12 protein-coding genes are annotated in these 18072 nt (G+C 72.9%); 4 read left to right on the forward strand and 8 right to left on the reverse strand.

Annotation, left to right across the window (positions count from 1 at the left end; genetic code table 11):
- Positions 1-156 precede the first annotated feature (156 nt).
- On the forward strand, positions 157-2865 hold the full coding sequence (pepN, locus tag ACIPLC_RS05050; protein WP_400471181.1) for an aminopeptidase N: 2709 nt from the start codon (positions 157-159) through the stop codon (positions 2863-2865).
- Between the two features lie 57 nt (positions 2866-2922).
- On the opposite strand, the gene ACIPLC_RS05055 is transcribed toward pepN, so the two are convergent.
- Positions 2923-4260: a glycoside hydrolase family 18 protein gene (locus ACIPLC_RS05055; protein WP_400471183.1), complete on the reverse strand. Its 1338-nt coding sequence runs from the start codon at positions 4258-4260 to the stop codon at positions 2923-2925.
- A gap of 165 nt (positions 4261-4425) precedes the next feature.
- Positions 4426-7071: an aconitate hydratase AcnA gene (gene acnA / locus ACIPLC_RS05060; protein ID WP_400471185.1), complete on the reverse strand. Its 2646-nt coding sequence runs from the start codon at positions 7069-7071 to the stop codon at positions 4426-4428.
- Between the two features lie 415 nt (positions 7072-7486).
- Between acnA and ACIPLC_RS05065 the strand changes: the two genes are divergently transcribed.
- The gene (locus ACIPLC_RS05065) at positions 7487-8053 is read left to right on the forward strand and encodes a superoxide dismutase family protein (RefSeq protein ID WP_400471187.1); all 567 of its coding nucleotides are present in this window, start codon (positions 7487-7489) and stop codon (positions 8051-8053) included.
- Here the strand turns inward: ACIPLC_RS05065 and argF are convergent, their stop codons facing one another.
- The 3 genes from argF to ACIPLC_RS05080 all read right to left on the reverse strand — a co-directional run bounded on the left by argF (position 8054) and on the right by ACIPLC_RS05080 (position 13610).
- Positions 8054-9055, reverse strand: coding sequence for an ornithine carbamoyltransferase (argF, locus tag ACIPLC_RS05070; protein WP_400471189.1), 1002 nt, complete (start codon positions 9053-9055; stop codon positions 8054-8056).
- Between the two features lie 128 nt (positions 9056-9183).
- Positions 9184-11985: a polynucleotide kinase-phosphatase gene (locus ACIPLC_RS05075; RefSeq protein WP_400471191.1), complete on the reverse strand. Its 2802-nt coding sequence runs from the start codon at positions 11983-11985 to the stop codon at positions 9184-9186.
- Positions 11982-13610: a 3' terminal RNA ribose 2'-O-methyltransferase Hen1 gene (locus tag ACIPLC_RS05080; RefSeq protein ID WP_400471193.1), complete on the reverse strand. Its 1629-nt coding sequence runs from the start codon at positions 13608-13610 to the stop codon at positions 11982-11984. The genes ACIPLC_RS05075 and ACIPLC_RS05080 overlap by 4 nt, the downstream gene beginning before the upstream one ends.
- 176 nt (positions 13611-13786) lie before the next feature.
- Here ACIPLC_RS05080 and dapD point away from each other — a divergent pair, with 176 nt between their 5' ends.
- Positions 13787-14776, forward strand: coding sequence for a 2,3,4,5-tetrahydropyridine-2,6-dicarboxylate N-succinyltransferase (gene dapD, locus ACIPLC_RS05085; protein WP_400471195.1), 990 nt, complete (start codon positions 13787-13789; stop codon positions 14774-14776).
- Positions 14777-15268: 492 nt separating this feature from the next.
- Entirely contained in the window at positions 15269-15508 is a 240-nt protein-coding gene (locus ACIPLC_RS05090; protein WP_400471197.1) for a hypothetical protein, read from the forward strand.
- Here the strand turns inward: ACIPLC_RS05090 and ACIPLC_RS05095 are convergent.
- The 3 genes from ACIPLC_RS05095 to ACIPLC_RS05105 all read right to left on the reverse strand — a co-directional run bounded on the left by ACIPLC_RS05095 (position 15451) and on the right by ACIPLC_RS05105 (position 18014).
- Positions 15451-16074, reverse strand: a complete 624-nt coding sequence (locus ACIPLC_RS05095; RefSeq protein ID WP_400471199.1) for a DUF6099 family protein — start codon at positions 16072-16074, stop codon at positions 15451-15453. The genes ACIPLC_RS05090 and ACIPLC_RS05095 overlap by 58 nt on opposite strands.
- A 156-nt stretch (positions 16075-16230) precedes the next feature.
- Entirely contained in the window at positions 16231-16605 is a 375-nt protein-coding gene (locus ACIPLC_RS05100; protein ID WP_400471249.1) for a nucleotide pyrophosphohydrolase, read from the reverse strand.
- Between the two features lie 50 nt (positions 16606-16655).
- Positions 16656-18014, reverse strand: a complete 1359-nt coding sequence (locus ACIPLC_RS05105; protein ID WP_400471201.1) for an AAA family ATPase — start codon at positions 18012-18014, stop codon at positions 16656-16658.
- Between the last annotated feature and the right edge of the window lie 58 nt (positions 18015-18072).

Consider the following 18072-nt stretch of genomic DNA (forward strand, 5'->3'; position numbering starts at 1 on the left):
TGCGCCGCTGATTCCGGCCCGGCCGAGACGGCCTGTGCAATGGTACTGGCGAGGGAGGGCGTGAAAGGATGCCCCTGCGGAGCGCAGCACACCGCGCGCCGAGACCGCACCACCCACAGACGCACCACCGTGCGTGCCGGACAAAGGAGTACCGCCGTGCCGGGCAAGAACCTGAGCCGCGACGAAGCCCAGCAGCGGGCCAGCATCCTGGCCGTGGAGGGCTACCAGGTCCGGCTGGACGTGACCTCCGCCCCCGACCCGGCGGCCGCCACGTTCCGCTCCACCACCACCGTCACCTTCCGCTGTTCCCAGCCCGGCGCCGCCACCTTCCTCGACCTGCTCGCCTCCGAGGTCCGCTCGGTCACCCTCAACGGCCGCGCACTCGACCCGGCCACCGCCTACGACGGCGCCCGCGTGCACGTCGACGGCCTCGCCGCCGAGAACGTCCTCACCATCGAGGCGGACTGCGCCTACAGCCACACCGGCGAGGGCCTGCACCGCTTCACCGACCCGGTGGACGGCGAGACCTACCTCTACACCCACTACGAGCCGGCCGACGCCCGCCGGGTCTTCGCCACCTTCGAACAGCCCGACCTGAAGGCCCCGTTCGGCTTCACCGTGACCGCCCCGGCCGCCTGGGACGTCTGGTCCAACGCCGTCCACGAGCGCGTCAGCGCGACTGGGCCCCTCCTGCCCGAGGGCGGGCAAGGAGGGAGCGTCAGCGCGACTGGGCCCCTCCTGCCCGAGGGCGGGCAAGGAGGGAGCGTCAGCGCGACTGTGCCCCTCCTGCCCGAGGGCGGGCAAGGAGGGAGCGTCACCGAGGAAGGCGCCGCCCGCACCTGGGAGTTCGCGCCGACCAAGCCGATCTCCACCTACCTCACCGCCGTCGTGGCCGGCCCCTACCACGTCGCCCGCGACCACTACAGCCGCGAACTCGCCGACGGCACCACGCTGGAGATCCCGCTCTCCGCGATGTGCCGCAAGTCCCTCGCCCCGCACTTCGACGCGGACGAGATCCTCAGCGTCACCAAGCTCGGACTCGACTTCTTCCACGAGGAGTTCGACTACCCGTACCCCTTCGGCAAGTACGACCAGGCGTTCGTCCCCGAGTACAACATCGGCGCCATGGAGAACCCCGGCTGCGTCACCTTCCGCGAGGACTTCGTCTTCCGCTCGAAGGTCACCGACGCCGCCTACGAGGGCCGCGCCAACGTCATCCTGCACGAGATGGCGCACATGTGGTTCGGCGACCTGGTCACCATGCGCTGGTGGGACGACCTGTGGCTGAAGGAGTCCTTCGCCGACTTCATGGGCTCCTACGGTCTGATCGGCGCCCGCACCCGGTACTCCTCCGCCTGGGTCACCTTCGCCAACCGGCGCAAGGCCTGGGCCTACCAGCAGGACCAGTACCCCACCACCCACCCGATCACCGCCGACATCCGCGACCTCGAGGACGCCAAGCTCAACTTCGACGGCATCACCTACGCCAAGGGCGCCTCCGTCCTCAAGCAGCTGGTCGCCTACGTCGGTTCCGAGGCCTTCTTCGAGGGCGCCCGCCGCTACTTCAAGCGCCACGCCTTCGGCAACACCGAACTCGCCGACCTGCTGGACATCCTGGAGGAGACCAGCGGCCGCGACCTCAAGACCTGGGCCGCCGCCTGGCTGCAGACCGCCGGGGTCGACTCGCTCACCCCGCAGGTGACCACCGACTCCGAGGGCCGGATCACCGAACTCGCCGTCCTCCAGGACGGCGATGTGCTGCGCCCGCACCGGATCGCGGTCGGCCTCTACGACCGGGACGCCGACGGCTCCCTGGTGCGCACCGAGCGGATCGAGCTCGACGTCACCGGCAACCGCACCGTCGTCACCGAGGCCGCCGGCCGCCCCCGCCCCGCGCTGGTGCTGCTCAACGACGACGACCTCACCTACTGCAAGATCCGCTTCGACGCCGAGTCCCTGGAGACCCTGCGCACCGGCCTCGGGGACATCCACGACGAGCTGGCCCGGGCGCTCGCCTGGTCCGCCGTCTGGAACCTCACCCGGGACGGCCTGATGCCGGCCCGCGACTACGTCGCCCTGGTGCTGCGCTTCGCCGGCCAGGAGGGCAACATCGGCGTGCTGCAGTCGCTGCACGCCCAGGCCAAGACCGCCGTCGACCTGTACGCCGACCCGGCCTGGTGCGGCGAGGGCGGCCGGCAGCTGGCCGACGGCGCCCTGCGCGAGCTGCGCGAGGCCGTCCCCGGCAGCGACCACCAGCTGGCCTGGGCCCGCTTCCTCGCCCAGACCGCGGGCGGCGCCGAGCACCTCGGCCTGGTCCGCGGCCTGCTGGCCGGCAGCGCCCGGATCGACGGCCTGGACGTCGACCAGGAGCTGCGCTGGTCGCTGTGGCTAGCGCTGGCCGCCGCCGGCCAGGCCGGCGACGAGGAACTGGCCGGGGAACTGGCCGCCGACAACACCGCCAGCGGCAAGCGCCAGTACACCCAGTGCCTGGCCGCCCGGCCCACCCCCGAGGCCAAGGCCGCCGCCTGGTCGGCCGTGGTCGACTCCGACGAGCTGCCGAACGCCCTGGTCGAGGCCAACATCGCGGGCTTCGCGCTGCCCGCCCACCGCGACCTGACCGCGCTCTACGCGGCGCCCTACTTCAAGCTGCTGGAGCGGGTCTGGGCCGAGCGGACCATCGAGGCCGCGATGCGGATCGTCAGCGGGTTCTTCCCGCGCGCCCAGGCCAGCGAGCAGACCCTGGCCGCGGCCGACGCCTGGCTGGGCGGCCACCCGCAGGCCGCGCCGGCGCTGCGCCGCCTGGTGCTGGAGTGCCGCGACGACCTGGACCGCGCGCTGCGGGCGCAGGCCTGCGACCGGGCCTGACGCAGTCGTGAGGGGGCCCGCCGTGCGCGCACGGCGGGCCCCCTTCGCATCGGGGCGTCAGCCGCGGCGCAGGCCGCGGTCCAGGGCGGCGATCGCGCTGCCCCGGATGTCGTCGCCGTCCAGCGACCAGACCATCACGCCGCCCAGGTCGTTCCAGCGCACGTACCGCGCCTTCTGGGTGAGCACCTCGGCGGTGTCGTAGCTGTAGAAGGTGGTGCCGTCGTACTTCCAGGACGCGCCGTGGTCACGGTCCACGTACACCTTGCCGGGCAGGGCGTTGACCTCCCGGTAGGAGAGGTCGGGGGCGGCGGCGGTGGCGCTCTGGTAGAGGCCGCCGCGCTCGCCGGGCGCGACGCCCGTCCAGCCGTGGCCGTACAGCGGGGCGCCGAGCACGATCTGCTCGGCGGGCAGGCCGCGCTCCCGGTAGTGGTCGACGGCCGCGTCGGCGCTGCGCCGGCGGGCGTCGGGGTCGGTCGGGTCGGAGTAGAGGTTGGCCTGGTGGTTGGCCGGGCCCTTGCCCTCCCAGGGGCCGTGCAGGTCGTAGGTCATCAGGTTGAGCCAGTCCACCGACTCGCTCAGCTCGGGCAGTTCGAGCCGGTCGGCGACGGTCTCGTTGGCGGCGACGGCGGCGGTCAGCAGGTAGTGCTTGCCCTTGTCGCCCTTCTTGCCGCCCTGCTTGCCGCCCTGCTTGCCGAGGTCGTCGAGCTGGCGGCGGAACTCCTGCATCAGCAGGGTGAAGTTGCGCCCGTCCTCGGGGCGGACCACGTTGCCCGCGTCCCCGCCGCCGCCCGGGTACTCCCAGTCGACGTCGATGCCGTCGAAGACGCCCGCGGCCGCGCCGGCGCCGCCTTCCGGGGAGCCGGGCAGGACCGGCACGTCGCCCTTGAGGTAGAGGTCGATGCAGGAGGAGACGAACTTCTTGCGGGCGGCGTCGGTGGCGGCCGCGTCGGAGAAGTACTTGGACCAGCTCCAGCCGCCGAGCGAGATGACCGTGCGCAGCTGCGGGTTCTTCGCCTTGAGCTTGCGCAGCTGGTTGAAGTGGCCCTTCAGCTTCTGGCCGGGGGCGTCGGCCACGCCGTCGACCGACTCGGCGGCGGTGAAGGCGCGCTGGTAGTCGTTGTGGGCGTCGCCCTGGCCTGCGTCGTCGGTCTCGTAGCAGGTGCCGTCGGCGGAGACGTTGCCGAAGGCGTAGTTGACGACGGTGAGCTTCCCGGCCTGGCCGGAGTCCTGGACGCGCTTGGCGGAGCTGTCGGCGCCCCACTGGGTGAAGTAGCCGACGCGCTGGCCCTTCAGCTTCGGGCCGTGCCCGCCGTCGGCGGCGTTGGCGGTGGCGGGGGCGGCGAGCAGCGCGGCGACGGTGGCGGCGGCGAGCAGGGCTGAGGCGCGAGTGGGCATACCGGACCTGTTCTCTGAATGAGCGTCAATTGGTCTGGACCAGATGGGATAGAGGTTTAGTCCATCGCGGCACGCCGCACAAGGGGCCGGGCTCAGGAGAGGCAGCATGCAAAAGAGGCCGGACCGCGAAGTGCGGTCCGGCCTCCCCTGAGGCTGTGCGGCAGGTCAGCCGATCAGCGAGCGCAGCACGTACTGCAGGATGCCGCCGTTGCGGTAGTAGTCCGCCTCGCCGGGGGTGTCGATGCGGACGACCGCGTCGAACTCCTTGTCACCGGCGACGACCTTGACGGTCTTCGGGGTGCGGCCCTCGTTGAGCTCGGTCACGCCGGTGAAGGAGAAGGTCTCCTCGCCGGTCAGGCCGAGGGACTCGGCGGTCTCGCCCTCCGGGAACTGCAGCGGCAGGACGCCCATGCCGATCAGGTTCGAGCGGTGGATGCGCTCGTACGACTCGGCGATGACGGCCTTGACGCCCAGCAGCGCGGTGCCCTTGGCGGCCCAGTCGCGGGACGAGCCGGAGCCGTACTCCTTGCCGGCCAGGACGACCAGCGGGGTGCCGGCGGCCTGGTAGTTCTGCGAGGCGTCGTAGATGAACGACACCGGGCCGTCGGCCTGGGTGAAGTCGCGGGTGTAGCCGCCCTCGGTGCCCGGCGCGATCTGGTTGCGCAGACGGATGTTGGCGAAGGTGCCGCGGATCATCACCTCGTGGTTGCCGCGGCGCGAGCCGTAGGAGTTGAAGTCGCGCTTCTCGACACCGTTGGCGGTCAGGTACTGCGCCGCCGGGGTGCCCGGCTTGATGTTGCCGGCCGGGGAGATGTGGTCGGTGGTGACCGAGTCGCCCAGCTTGGCCAGGACGCGGGCGCCGGCGATGTCGGCCACCGGGCTCGGGGTCTTGGCCATGCCCTCGAAGTACGGGGGCTTGCGGACGTAGGTGGACTCGGCGTCCCACTCGAAGGTGTTGCCGGTCGGGACCGGGAGCGACTGCCAGCGGTGGTCACCGGCGAAGACGTCCTGGTAGCCCTTGTCGAACATCGCCTCGTCGATGGAGCCGGCGACGGTGTCGGCGACCTCCCGCTCCGACGGCCAGATGTCGGCGAGGAAGACGTCGTTGCCCTCGGCGTCCTGGCCCAGCGCGTCGCGGGTGATGTCGATGTTCATGTTGCCGGCCAGGGCGTAGGCGACCACCAGCGGCGGGGAGGCCAGGTAGTTCATCTTCACGTCCGGGTTGATCCGGCCCTCGAAGTTGCGGTTGCCGGAGAGCACCGAGACGACCGCCAGGTCGGCCTCGTTGACGGCGGCCGAGACCTCCTCGGGCAGCGGGCCCGAGTTGCCGATGCAGGTGACGCAGCCGTAGCCGACCAGGTTGAAGCCCAGCTTCTCCATGTACGGGAGCAGGCCGGCCTTCTCGTAGTAGTCCATGACGACCTTGGACCCGGGGGCCAGGGTGGTCTTGACCCACGGCTTGACCGTGAGGCCCTTCTCCACGGCCTTCTTCGCCAGCAGGGCGGCGCCCAGCATGACGGAGGGGTTGGAGGTGTTGGTGCAGGAGGTGATCGAGGCGATCACGACCGCGCCGTTGTCGATCTCGTACTTCGACCCGTCGGGGGCGGTGACGACGGTCGGCTTCGAGGCCTCGGCGGAGTAGGTCGGCAGCGCCTCGGCGAACCGGGTGGCAGCCTCGGCCAGGACGACGCGGTCCTGCGGGCGCTTCGGGCCGGAGATCGACGGGACGACGGTGGAGACGTCCAGCTCCAGGTACTCGGAGAAGACCGGCTCGACCGACGGGTCGTGCCAGAGGCCCTGCTCCTTGGCGTACGCCTCGACCAGGGCGAGCTGCTGCTCGTCGCGGCCGGTGAGCTTGAGGTAGTTGATGGTCTCGGCGTCGATCGGGAAGATCGCGCAGGTCGAGCCGAACTCCGGCGACATGTTGCCGATGGTGGCGCGGTTGGCCAGCGGGATGGCGGAGACGCCCTCACCGTAGAACTCGACGAACTTGCCGACCACACCGTGCTTGCGCAGCATCTCGGTGATGGTGAGGACCAGGTCGGTGGCGGTGGTGCCGGCCGGCAGCTGGCCGTTGAGCTTGAAGCCGACCACGCGCGGGATCAGCATGGAGACCGGCTGGCCCAGCATGGCGGCCTCGGCCTCGATGCCGCCGACGCCCCAGCCCAGCACGCCCAGGCCGTTGACCATGGTGGTGTGCGAGTCGGTGCCGACGCAGGTGTCCGGGTACGCCTGGCCGCCGCGGACCATGATGGTGCGGGCCAGGTGCTCGATGTTCACCTGGTGGACGATGCCGGTGCCGGGCGGGACGACCTTGAACTCGTCGAAGGCGGTCTGGCCCCAGCGCAGGAACTGGTAGCGCTCCTTGTTGCGGCCGTACTCGATCTCGACGTTCTGGACGAAGGCGTCCGGGGTGCCGAACTTGTCCGCGATGACGGAGTGGTCGATGACCAGCTCGGCCGGGGCCAGCGGGTTGATCTTGGCCGGGTCGCCGCCCAGCTCCTTGACGGCCTCACGCATGGTGGCGAGGTCGACCACGCACGGCACACCGGTGAAGTCCTGCATGATCACGCGGGCCGGGGTGAACTGGATCTCCTGGCTCGGCTGGGCGCTGGCGTCCCAGTTGCCGAGCGCGCGGATGTGGTCGGCGGTGATGTTCGCGCCGTCCTCCGTGCGGAGCAGGTTCTCCAGCAGCACCTTGAGGCTGTACGGCAGCCGCTCGGAACCCTCGACGGCGGAGAGCTTGAAGATCTCGTACGACTCGTCGCCCACCTGCAGCGAGCTGCGGGCGTCGAAGCTGTTCGCGGACACGACTGACTCCTTCTGGGTGCTTCGTGCGGTATCCGGCCGCCACGGTGGTAAGGTCAGCCTTACTTAGGCTGACCTTGCCGCATCGCCGGCGGGCTCCGCTCGGCAAGTATCTTGATGTCGAGATATATCGTAAGGGGCAGTTATCTCGATGTCGAGATAAACCATAGTGCATGCCGTCGCCTTCACCACCGCAGGCATGCCCGGGTCGGCAAAAGCGCAGGTCAGCGCCCATTCGGGCCGCAGCGGCCGGCAAGAGCACTACCACCAGCTCACCACCGGAACCGCCGGTCGGCGACGGGACGGGCAGCGGTGCGCCCTCGCGGCCCGCTCACCTCCGGGCCCCTTCGGGGGTGTCCGTCGGCGCCCGGCGCCGTTGAGCAGGGCGTCCGTCACCCTGCCCGTGGAAGGCCCGCTGATGTCCGCACCGCTCGCCGCCGCCCTGCTGCCGCTGGCCCTGCTCGCCCCCACCGCCTCGCCGGTCTCCGTCGTCGAGGCCGCCTTCGACCCCGCGACGGCCTTCGTCCCGCCGACCGCCGTCAGCTACGCGAACGACCTCGTGCCGTACGGCGCGCACGCCCGGATCGTCACCGACCGCTCCACCGCGGGGCGGACGGTGCTCACCATGACGGTCACCGGGCTCGCCCCCGACCACGAGTTCCCGGTGCACCTGCACACCGGCACCTGCGGGGTCGACCCGGCCGCGTCCGGGCCGCACTACCAGGACGCCGTGGACCCGGTGCAGCCGTCCACCGACCCGGCGTACGCCAACGAGCGCAACGAACTGCGGCTGGTGCTGCGCACCGACGAGCACGGCGAGGGCGCCGCGACGGCCTCGGTGCCCTGGCAGCCGCGGCCGGGCGAGGCCCGCTCGCTGGTGGTGCACGCGGGCACCCCGGCCGGCCCGCACGCGGCGGGCGACCGGGTGGCCTGCGTCAAGCTGGAGAAGGAGGTCAAGCCGGAGAGGGCGGGGGCCTCCCGCTGATCAGGAGCCGAGGGTGGCGACCAGGACCGCCTTGATGGTGTGCAGGCGGTTCTCCGCCTGGTCGAACACGACGGAGTGCGCCGACTCGAACAGCTCGTCGGTGCACTCCAGCTCGGTCATGCCGGTCGCCTCGTACATCTGCCGCCCGAGCACCGTGCCGAGGTCGTGGAACGCGGGCAGGCAGTGCAGGAACTTCACGTCCGGGTTGCCGGTGGCCCGGACGGTGTCCATCGACACCTGGTAGGGCTTGAGCAGTTCGATCCGCTCGGCCCAGACCTCCTTGGGCTCGCCCATCGAGACCCAGACGTCCGTGTAGAGGAAGTCCACGTCGGCCACGCCCGCGGCCACGTCCTCGGTGAGGGTGATCCGGGCGCCGGTGGTCCCGGCCAGCGTCTCGGCCGCCTTCCGGACCTCCTCGGCCGGCCAGAGGGAGCGCGGGGCGACGATCCGGACGTCCATGCCGAGCAGGGCGCCGGTGACCAGCAGCGAGTTGCCCATGTTGGAGCGGGCGTCGCCGAGGTAGGCGAGGGCCGTCCCGGCGAGCGGCTTGGCGGTGTGCTCGGTCATGGTGAGCACGTCGGCCAGCATCTGGGTGGGGTGCCACTCGTCGGTGAGGCCGTTCCAGACCGGGACACCGGCGTTCGCGGCCAGTTCCTCGACGATCTCCTGGCCGTGACCGCGGTACTCGATGCCGTCGAACATCCGGCCGAGCACCCGGGCGGTGTCCCGGATGGACTCCTTGTGGCCGATCTGCGAACCGGACGGGTCCAGGTAGGTGGTGGTCGCGCCCTGGTCGTGGGCGGCGACCTCGAAGGCGCAGCGGGTGCGGGTGGAGGTCTTCTCGAAGATCAGCGCGATGTTCTTCCCGCGCAGCCGGGGCTGCTCGGTGCCCGCATACTTGGCCGCCTTGAGTCCGGCGGCGAGGTCCACCAGGAAGCGGAACTCCTGGGGCGTGAAGTCGAGCTCCTTGAGGAAGTGCCTGTTCCGGAGGTTGAAGGCCATACCGGGCTCCTGGGATGACGGGACGTACGGGAAAGGAGCAAGTCTATACGACACTCGGAATTTCTATACACAGCGGGGGTCGGAGAGGGGGAGCCCTGCCGCGGACTCCCCCACAACGCCCGGTCGGCCTACAGGCGCGGATCGACCGGCTCGGACTCCAGCGCGAGCACTGCGAACACCGGCTCGTGCACCCGCCACAGCGGCTCGCCGGCCGCCAGCCGGTCCAGTGCCTCCAGGCCCAGCGCGTACTCGCGCAGCGCCAGCGAGCGCTTGTGGCCCGCCGACCGCTCGCGCAGCCGGTCCAGGTACTCGGTGTAGTCCGGGCCGTAGACGATCCGCAGGTACTCCCGGCCGCGCACCTTCACCCCCGGCTGCACCAGCCCGCCCGGACGGCCCCCGCCGCGCTCCGTGCGCACCACCGAGGCCAGCGGCTTGACCACCATGCCCTCGCCGCCCGCCGCCGTCAGCTCCTCCCACCAGGCGGTGGCGGCCGCCACCGACGCCTCGTCCTCGGTGTCCACCAGGAGGCGGGCGGTGCGGTGCAGGACCGGTGCCCGGTCACCGGCGGCTGCGTCAGTGGCTTCGGCAGCGGCTTCGGACGTCGCTCCGGATGCCGCTTCGACAGCGGCTTCGGACGCCGCTCCAGACGCCGCTCCGGACGCCGCTCCGGCAGCGGCTCCGGCAGCGGCTCCGGACGCCGCTTCGTCGGCCGCGACCAGGCGGTCGATCCAGGCCAGGTGCTCGTCGTGCGGGCGTACCGCGAGGTTCGCCCCCTCGGCGGCCAGCACCTGGAACGGCGCCAGCCGCACGCCCGACAGCCCCTCCGTCGGCCAGCAGTACCGCCGGTACGCCTCGGTGAACGCCTGTGCGTCGGCCGTGCGCCGCCGCTGCCGGGCGGTCAGCTCCGCCAGGTCCAGCCCGCGCCCGGCCGCCCGCTCCAGCGCCGCCAGCGCCTCCGGCAGGGCGGCGCCCGCCGCCGCGCCGACCGCCGCGTACTGGCGGCGCAGCAGTTCCACGGCCTTCAGCGACCAGGGCATCAGCTCGGCGTCCAGCAGCAGCCAGCCGGTACCCAGCTCGTCGAACAGCCCCGAGCGCTCGGCGGCCGCCCGTACCCGGCCCAGCACCGCCGCGGTCAGGCCGTCGTCGGCGAGGAACGCCCGGCCCGTCCTGGTCCAGATCGCGCCCGGACCGGCCACGCCGAAGCGCCGCTCCCGCGCCGCGTCGTCCCGGGCGACCAGCACCACCGCGCGCGACCCCATGTGCTTCTCCTCGCACACCACGTGCCGCACGCCGTCCGCGCGGTAGGCGGCGAACGCCTCCTGCGGGTGCTCCAGGAAGCCGTCCCGGCGGGAGGCGGCGCTCGGCGCCATGGTCGGCGGCAGGTACGCCAGCAGTCGCGGGTCCAGCGCGAAGCGGCTCATCACCTCCAGCGCCGCCGCCGCGTTCTCCTCCCGGACGGCGACCCGTCCGTGCAGCCCGGTCTCGACGACCCGACGGCCCGCCACGTCGGCGAGATCCAGCGGACGGCCCTCGCGGCCGCCCGGCGCGTCCGTGACCAGCGGGCGCACCGGGGCGTACCACTCCCGCTCGGCCGGGACGCTCACCAGCTCCCGCTCCGGGTAGCGCAGCGCCGTCAGGCTGCCGCCGAACACGCAACCGGTGTCCAGGCAGACGGTGTTGTTGACGAAGCTCGCCGACGGCACCGGCGTGTGGCCGTACACCACCAGCGCCTTGCCCCGGTACTCCTCCGCCCACGGGTAGCGCACCGGCAGGCCGTACTCGTCGGTCTCGCCGGTGGTCTCCCCGTACAGCGCGTGCGAGCGCACCCGGCCCGAGTTGCGGCCGTGGTACCGCTCCGGCAGACCGGCGTGGCAGACCACCAGTGCACCGCCGTCCAGCAGGTAGTGGCTCACCAGGCCGCGCATGAACTCCCGCGCCTCGGCCCGGAACTCCTCGGACTCATCGGCCAGCTGATCCAGCGACTCCTGCAGGCCGTAGGCGACGTTGACCTTCTTGCCGTCCAGTGCCCGGCCCAGTTTGTTCTCGTGGTTGCCCGGCACGCACAGCGCGTGCCCGGCCGCCACCATGCCCATCACCAGGCGCAGCACACCCGGCGTGTCCGGGCCGCGGTCGACCAGGTCCCCGACGAACACGGCGGTACGGCCCGCCGGCGGCACCGCGTCCACCGGGCGGCCCTCGGCGTCCCGGGTCAGCGTGTAGCCGAGGCGGGGCAGCAGGGTCTCCAACTCGGAACGGCAGCCGTGGATGTCGCCGACGATGTCGAACGGGCCGGTCAGGTGGCGCAGGTCGTTGTAGCGCTTCTCCAACTCCACCTCGGCCGCCGCCACCTCGGCCGCGCCGCGCAGCACGTGCACCTTGCGGAAGCCCTCGCGCTCCAGGCCGCGCAGGGAGCGGCGCAGCTCGCGGTGCTGGCGCGGGATGACGTGGGCCGGCAGCTGGCGGTCCGGGCGGGAGCGGTTGCGCTCGGCGCACACGCCCGGCGGGACGTCCAGCACGATCGCGATCGGCAGCACGTCGTGCTCGCGGGCGATCCGCACCAACTGGTGGCGCGCCTCGGGCTGGACGTTGGTGGCGTCCACGACGGTCAGCCGGCCGGCCGCGAGGCGCTTGCCGACGATGTAGTGCAGGACGTCGAAGGCCTCGGCGGAGGCCGACTGGTCGTTCTCGTCGTCGGCGACCAGGCCGCGGCAGAAGTCGGAGGAGACGACCTGGGTGGGCAGGAAGTGGCGGCGGGCGAAGGTGGACTTGCCGGCGCCGCTGGTGCCGATCAGGACGACGAGGGAGACGTCGGTGACGGGGAGGCGGCGGGGGGTGGGGTGGTCCTGGGGCTCGGCCTGGGGCTCGTCCTGGAACTGGAGCTGCTGCTCGTCCTGGTGCTGCTCGGGCGTCGGGGTCGCTTCGTCGGTCATCGGGGTTCGCCTCCTTCGGGCGCCGTGTCGGTCGGGGTCCGCTCGGTCGCGGTCGGCTCGGCAGGGGTGGTGCCGGTCGCGGTCGGCTCGGCAGGGATCTGCTCGGTCTGGGTCGGCTCGGCAGGGATCTGCTCGGCCGGGGTGGTGCCGAGGCGGAACAGGGCCAGCTGGGTCGGCGCGCCGACCTCCCCGTCCTCCGGACCCACCGGGCGCAGCACCACCGTGTAGCCGAACGCGGCCGCGACCCGCTCGGCCCACGCACGGAACTCGGCGCGCGACCACTCGAAGCGGTGATCGGCGTGCCGGACGCCGCCCGCCGGCAGGCTCTCCCAGCGGACGTTGTACTCGGCGTTCGGCGTGGTGACGACCACCGCCCCCGGCCGGGCCGCGCCGAACACCGCGTACTCCAGGGCGGGCAGCCGCGGCAGGTCCAGGTGCTCGACCACCTCGCACAGCACCGCCGCGTCGAAGCCCTTCAACCGGGCGTCCGTGTACGTCAGCGCGCCCTGCGCCAGCGTCACCCGGGCCGCCTGCCGCTCCGGCAGCCGGTCCAGGCGCAGTCCGCGGGCCGCCGCCTGCAACGCCCGCGCGGACACGTCCACGCCGAGCACCTCGGTGAACCGGGCGTCCTTCAGCAGTTCACCGATCAACTCGCCCCGGCCGCAGCCGAGATCGGCGACGCGGGCCGCGCCCACCTCCCGCAGGGCGGCGAGGATCGCGGCGCGGCGCTGCCCGGCGAGGGACGGCGGCCTGGGCTCCGACGTCGCCCCGGTGGCGGCCTCGGGCTCCTCCGGCCGGTCGTCGACCGCGTTGTCGACCTCCTCGGGCTCCCGGTCGTCCGCCTCCGCCAGCCGGGCCAGCTCCAGACGTTCCATCGCCACCCGGGTCAGCGACCGGCTCCGGGACAGGTAGCGGCGGGTGATCAGGGCGCGCTCCGGGTGGGCGGCCAGCCAGCCCTCGCCGGCGGCGAGCAGCTTGTCCACCTCGTCCGGGGCGACCCAGTAGTGCTTGGCGCCGTCCAGCACCGGCAGCAGCACGTACAGCTGCTGGAGCGCGTCGGCGAGCCGCACGGCGTCCGAGGCCAGCGTGAGCCGCACGTACCGGGACTCGCCCCACTCCGGGAACGCCTCGTCCAGCGGGAGCGCCACCGCCTCGACCCGCCAGCCCAGCGGCTCGAACAGCCGCACCGTCATCGCCGGGCCGCCGCCCTCGCCCGCGCCGTTCGCGGGCACCGCGGGCAGCGTGATCCGCAGCGGGCGCGGCCGGTCCGCCAGCCCGGGCCGGGCCGGGCAGACGCCCTTCATCGCGGACTGGAACACCGTCCGCAGCGCCACCGCGAGCAGCGAGGACGCCGCGTACGGGCGGTCGTTGACGTACTGGGCGAGCGCGAAGTCCGGCGAACCGCCGCGCCCCTTGCCCCGGCCCTTGCGGACCAGCGCAATCGGGTCGACGTCCAGCAGCAGCGCCGCCGTGCAGACGTCGTCACCCGCCTCGGGGTAGAAGACGTGCGCCTCGCCGTGCGACGTCGCGAACCGCTGGACCTTGCCCGGATGCTTGTGCAGCAGGAAGCCGAGATCGGTGGCTGGGCCCTCGACGCTGCCGGTGGTGGAGATCGACATGAACACCTGCCCGAGTATCGCCGAGCACACCCCCGCTGAGCACCGGGTTTTCCGGACCGGCGGCCGTCCGCCGCAACCCGCCTGCGGCCGTGTACGCACGGCGGGGGCGTGCCGGCCGGGGGCCGCGTCCGCACGGTGGGCGTGTTCGGCAGCGGGGCCCCGCATTGGTTAACGTGCACGGTGTGACTGCTGAATCGACCTCCCTCCCGAACGGGGCCGTGGCCGCCGGCCTGGCCACCATCGCCGCCGACGGCACCGTCCTCGACACCTGGTTCCCCGCACCCGCCCTGGCCGCCGAGCCCGGCCCGGCCGGCACCGTCCGCCTGACCGCCGAGCAGGCCGAGGCCGAACTCGGCGCCGGCGCGGCCGAGGCGCTGCGCGTCGACGCGCGCCGCGGCGTCGAGGTGGTCGCCGTGCGCACCACCATCGCCTCGCTCGACGAGAAGCCGCTCGACACCCACGACGTGTACCTGCGCCTGCACCTGCTCAGCCACCGCCTGGTCAAGCCGCACGGCCAGAACCTGGACGGCGTCTTCGGGCTGCTCGCCAACGTCGCGTGGACCAGCATCGGCCCCGTCCCGGTGGACAAGGTCGAGCAGACCCGCCTCGCGGTCCGCGCCCAGGGCGGCCAGCTCGCCGTGTACGGCATCGACAAGTTCCCGCGGATGACCGACTACGTCGCCCCGTCCGGCGTGCGCATCGCCCACGCCGACCGCGTCCGCCTCGGCGCCCACCTGGCCACCGGCACCACCGTGATGCACGAGGGCTTCGTCAACTTCAACGCCGGCACCCTCGGCACCTCCATGGTCGAGGGCCGGATCAGCGCGGGCGTCGTCGTCGGCGACCACAGCGACATCGGCGGCGGTGCCTCGATCATGGGCACCCTCTCCGGTGGCGGCAAGCAGGTCGTCTCGGTCGGCGAGCGCTGCCTGCTGGGTGCCAACGCCGGCATCGGCATCTCGCTCGGCAGCGACTGCGTCGTCGAGGCCGGCCTCTACGTCACCGCCGGCACCCGGGTCACCACTCCGGACGGCGCCGTGGCCAAGGCCGTCGAACTGTCCGGCCAGGACAACCTGCTGTTCCGCCGCAACTCGCAGACCGGCGCCGTCGAGGTCATCGCCCGCTCCGGCTCCTGGGGCGGCCTCAACGCCGACCTGCACGCCCACAACTGACCTGCGGGACCACACCATCGGGGTTCGGAGCCGACCCGGGCTCCGGACCCCGAGTGCGTGCTACGGCTTTCGCTGGCGTCCGGGCCCCCTCCCTCCCCCTCCCCCCCTCCCCCTCCCCCCCTCCCCCTCCCTCCGGCCCTCTCGCCCTCTCGCCCTCTCGCCCTCTCGCCCTCTCGCCCTCTCGCCCGAAGCCTTGGCCCTCCCCCCGGCTTGCTCGGCGCCAGGCTTGCTCGGCGCCGAGCAAGCCTGGTGCGTCTCGTCCGCCTAGCCCAGGCCGCTTCGGGGCGGCAAGCCGGGCTCACCCGGGAGGCTTACGGCGTGTCGGAGTTGGACCGCATCGGGTGGTGCGCGGTGACCGGCCGCCGGAGCGGTTCGTTGGTTGCTGCAGCGGGGGCGTGTGCCTCGGTGGCAAGGCATCAGGCACCCCCGCTGCGCGGGCCGAGCCACCGTCGGCCGCTTCACGCCGCACCACCGATCCGAAGAGGTCCCGTCATGTCCGAACCAACTGCCACGCCGCAGCTCCCGAGCAGCCCGGCGGGCTCGGCCGCCGGTACCTCGCCCGGGCCCGCCGCGCAGAAGAGCCTGCTGGAACAGATGCAGGAACTGCTCGCCTCGGTGACCGCGGATCTCGCCGAGTTGCGGTCCTCCGGGATCCGGGAGGACGGCCCGGCCACCTATCCCACCGGCACGGACACCTCCTCCGATGCTCCGGCCACGCCAGGCACCCGATAGTCCGGCGCCTGCTCCTCGCCCATCGGCCCGCCCTCGTCCGGCGGGCCGAGCCGGACCACGAGTAAGGGCGAGCCCCGATCGGCCGGCGCCCCGCCGAGCACCGCGCTCTCCTCTCCCTCCAGCCTGCTCGCCGCCTTCCGCAGTCGCCCGGCCAGGTCCTTGCAGTCCGACACCGCGTCGACGCCGTCGATGCACGTCCAGTAGAGGCTCTCGGTGTCGGCCCCGCAGGCCAGCACCACCAGCGTCTCCCCGACGTCCCGCAGCAGCCCGTCCAGCGCCCCCAAGGTCGGTGCCAGCTCGCCGAGTTCGGCGAAGCGCCCGGCCCGGCCGCCGCTCAGCACGGCGGCCCTGACGACTGAGCGTTCCAGGCAGACCGCCACGTGCGCCGCGGCCTCGGCCAGTTGCTGCCCCAGCCCGGTGAGCTCCTCGTCGTCCAGCTCCGCCAGCCTGGCCCCCACCGCCTCGGTGAGCAGCGCGGCCTGCCGCGCCTCGGCCAGCACATCCGGTACGTGTCTGGCCTCGGCCAGGGCGTGCCGGGCCCTCTTGATCAGTCGCAGCGCCTCCATGGCCGCCACTCCTTTCGCTCGCTGTCGCCGTGGGACCACGGCCGCCGGAGGGGCGGTCAGGTGGTCACGGCGAAAGCGTGCGACGAAGTCGACGGGGCCGCATCCGCCATCGGAAAAGCTGTGGAAAAGTCCGGGGTTGTGGATAACTCCCGTCCCTCACACGGGTTGTTCGCCTGCATCCTGGTTGACGCCAGCCTTGTCCGGGGCGGCGACCACCGGTCCATCCGGCACCGGGAAGCGGAGTTCGTTCCGCTCGATCTTGGCCGCGAGGGCCTCCAGCGGATCCACCCCGACCACCGTGCAGAACTGCACCAGGTACGCGAGGACGTCCGCGACCTCGTCCCGCACCCGGTGGGCCCGCTCCGGCTCGGACATCACCGCGGCCGCCTGCTCTGGCGTCAGCCACTGGAAGATCTCCAGCAGTTCGCCGGCCTCCACGCTCAGCGCGGCCGCCAGGTTCTTCGGCGTGTGGAAGGGCTCCCAGCGCCGGGCCGCCGCGAAGTCCACCAGCCGCTGCCGCAGGTCGTCCAAGGTCGGCCCGGTGGGCCCGGCCGGTTCCCCCGGCCTCGTCACTCGTTCGCTCACCCGTCCAGGTCTACCTCATCCGCCGCCGGGTCGGCCCCGTCCCCGCGCCCGCACTGGGCCGGCACCCGGGCCGTCTCGGGCCGCAGCACGGTGTGCCCCGAGTCCGGGTCTCGCCGGCACTCGACGAGCACGGCCGCGCCCGACCGCGGTTCGGCCCCACCGAGCGCCTCCCGCGCCGCGGCGGGCTCCTGCAGGGCGGCGAGGACGCGCAGTTGGTTGCGCCCGGACATGTCCCGGGCCAGCCGTAGCAGTGAGGCGGTCTGTTCGGTGGCGAGCCCGGCGCCGAGGTCCTCGGCGAGCACGGTGAGCTGCCGGTGCGCCCACGGCACTTCGGCGGCCACGTCGAGGTCGAGCACCCCGGCCCCGGTGAGCAGCACCGCGGCGAACGCGAGGTGGCGCAGCATGCCGTCGGAGGCCTGGTCGGCCCCGGTGCGCCCGAGGACGCCTTCGTCGAAGACCACGAGGACACGCTGGTCGGGCCCATTGCCGCGGTGGGCGAGGGAGAGCCCGAGCAGCGGGTGCGGGGCGGCGGACTGGACGACGCGCAGGAGCTGCCCGTAGCGGCGCGGGCATTCGTTGCCGAGCCGGGCGATGACGGCGGAGATGTTGGCGGCGTTGCTGCGCAGCCGGGCCTGCGGGTCGGGCCGGGCCCAGCCGCGCATGAGGGCGGGGACGGGGTGGACGGGGAAGACCTCGCGCAGGGCGGTGAGCAGGTCCTCGGTGGCGGCGAGGACCTGGCGTTCGCCCGGAGAGGAGCCGGCCACCCGGAGCGGCAGCTGCGCGGTGATCATGGTGCCGCTGGGGAAGGGCGCCCGGATGTCGCCCTGGCGGGTGTCGTTGTGCCAGCAGACGTTGACGCGCTGCTTGCGGACGTCCTGTTCGCCGGTGTCGACGAGGGTGCGGCCGTCGAGGGTGAGCGATTCGCGGGCGATCCGGACCGGGCCGTCGGTGCGGACGACGACGTCGAGCCGGATGCGGCCGTGCGGGGAGCGGACGGTGCAGCCGAGGATGACGGCGTCGCGCCCGTGCGGGACGCACCCGTGCAGGCCGCCGCGGACGGGTTTGGCGAGCGGGCCGGTGCGGTCGGGCAGCCCGTCGAGGGAGTCGGCGATCTCCTCTCCGAGGGCGAGCCTGGACAGCACGGCCAGCGCGTCGAGGGCGTTGGACTTGCCGACGCCGGCGGGCCCGTGCAGGACGGTGAGCGGCGCGAGCGGCAGGACCGCGCGCCGGTAGGACTTGAACGAGGTGAGCCGGAGCTCCTCGACGGTGGGACGTGTTACGGAGGGCCGATCGGGCCCCGGGGCGCTCGGTCGGGGGTGGGCCGGCGCGGCGGGCCGGGTGGCGTCGCGGTTCACCCGTCGGACGTTAGCCGCAGGCCGGTCGGCAGAAACGTGCCTGCTCGGCAGATTCATC

This window comes from Kitasatospora sp. NPDC086801 (assembly GCF_044745805.1).
Lineage (GTDB): Bacteria > Actinomycetota > Actinomycetes > Streptomycetales > Streptomycetaceae > Kitasatospora.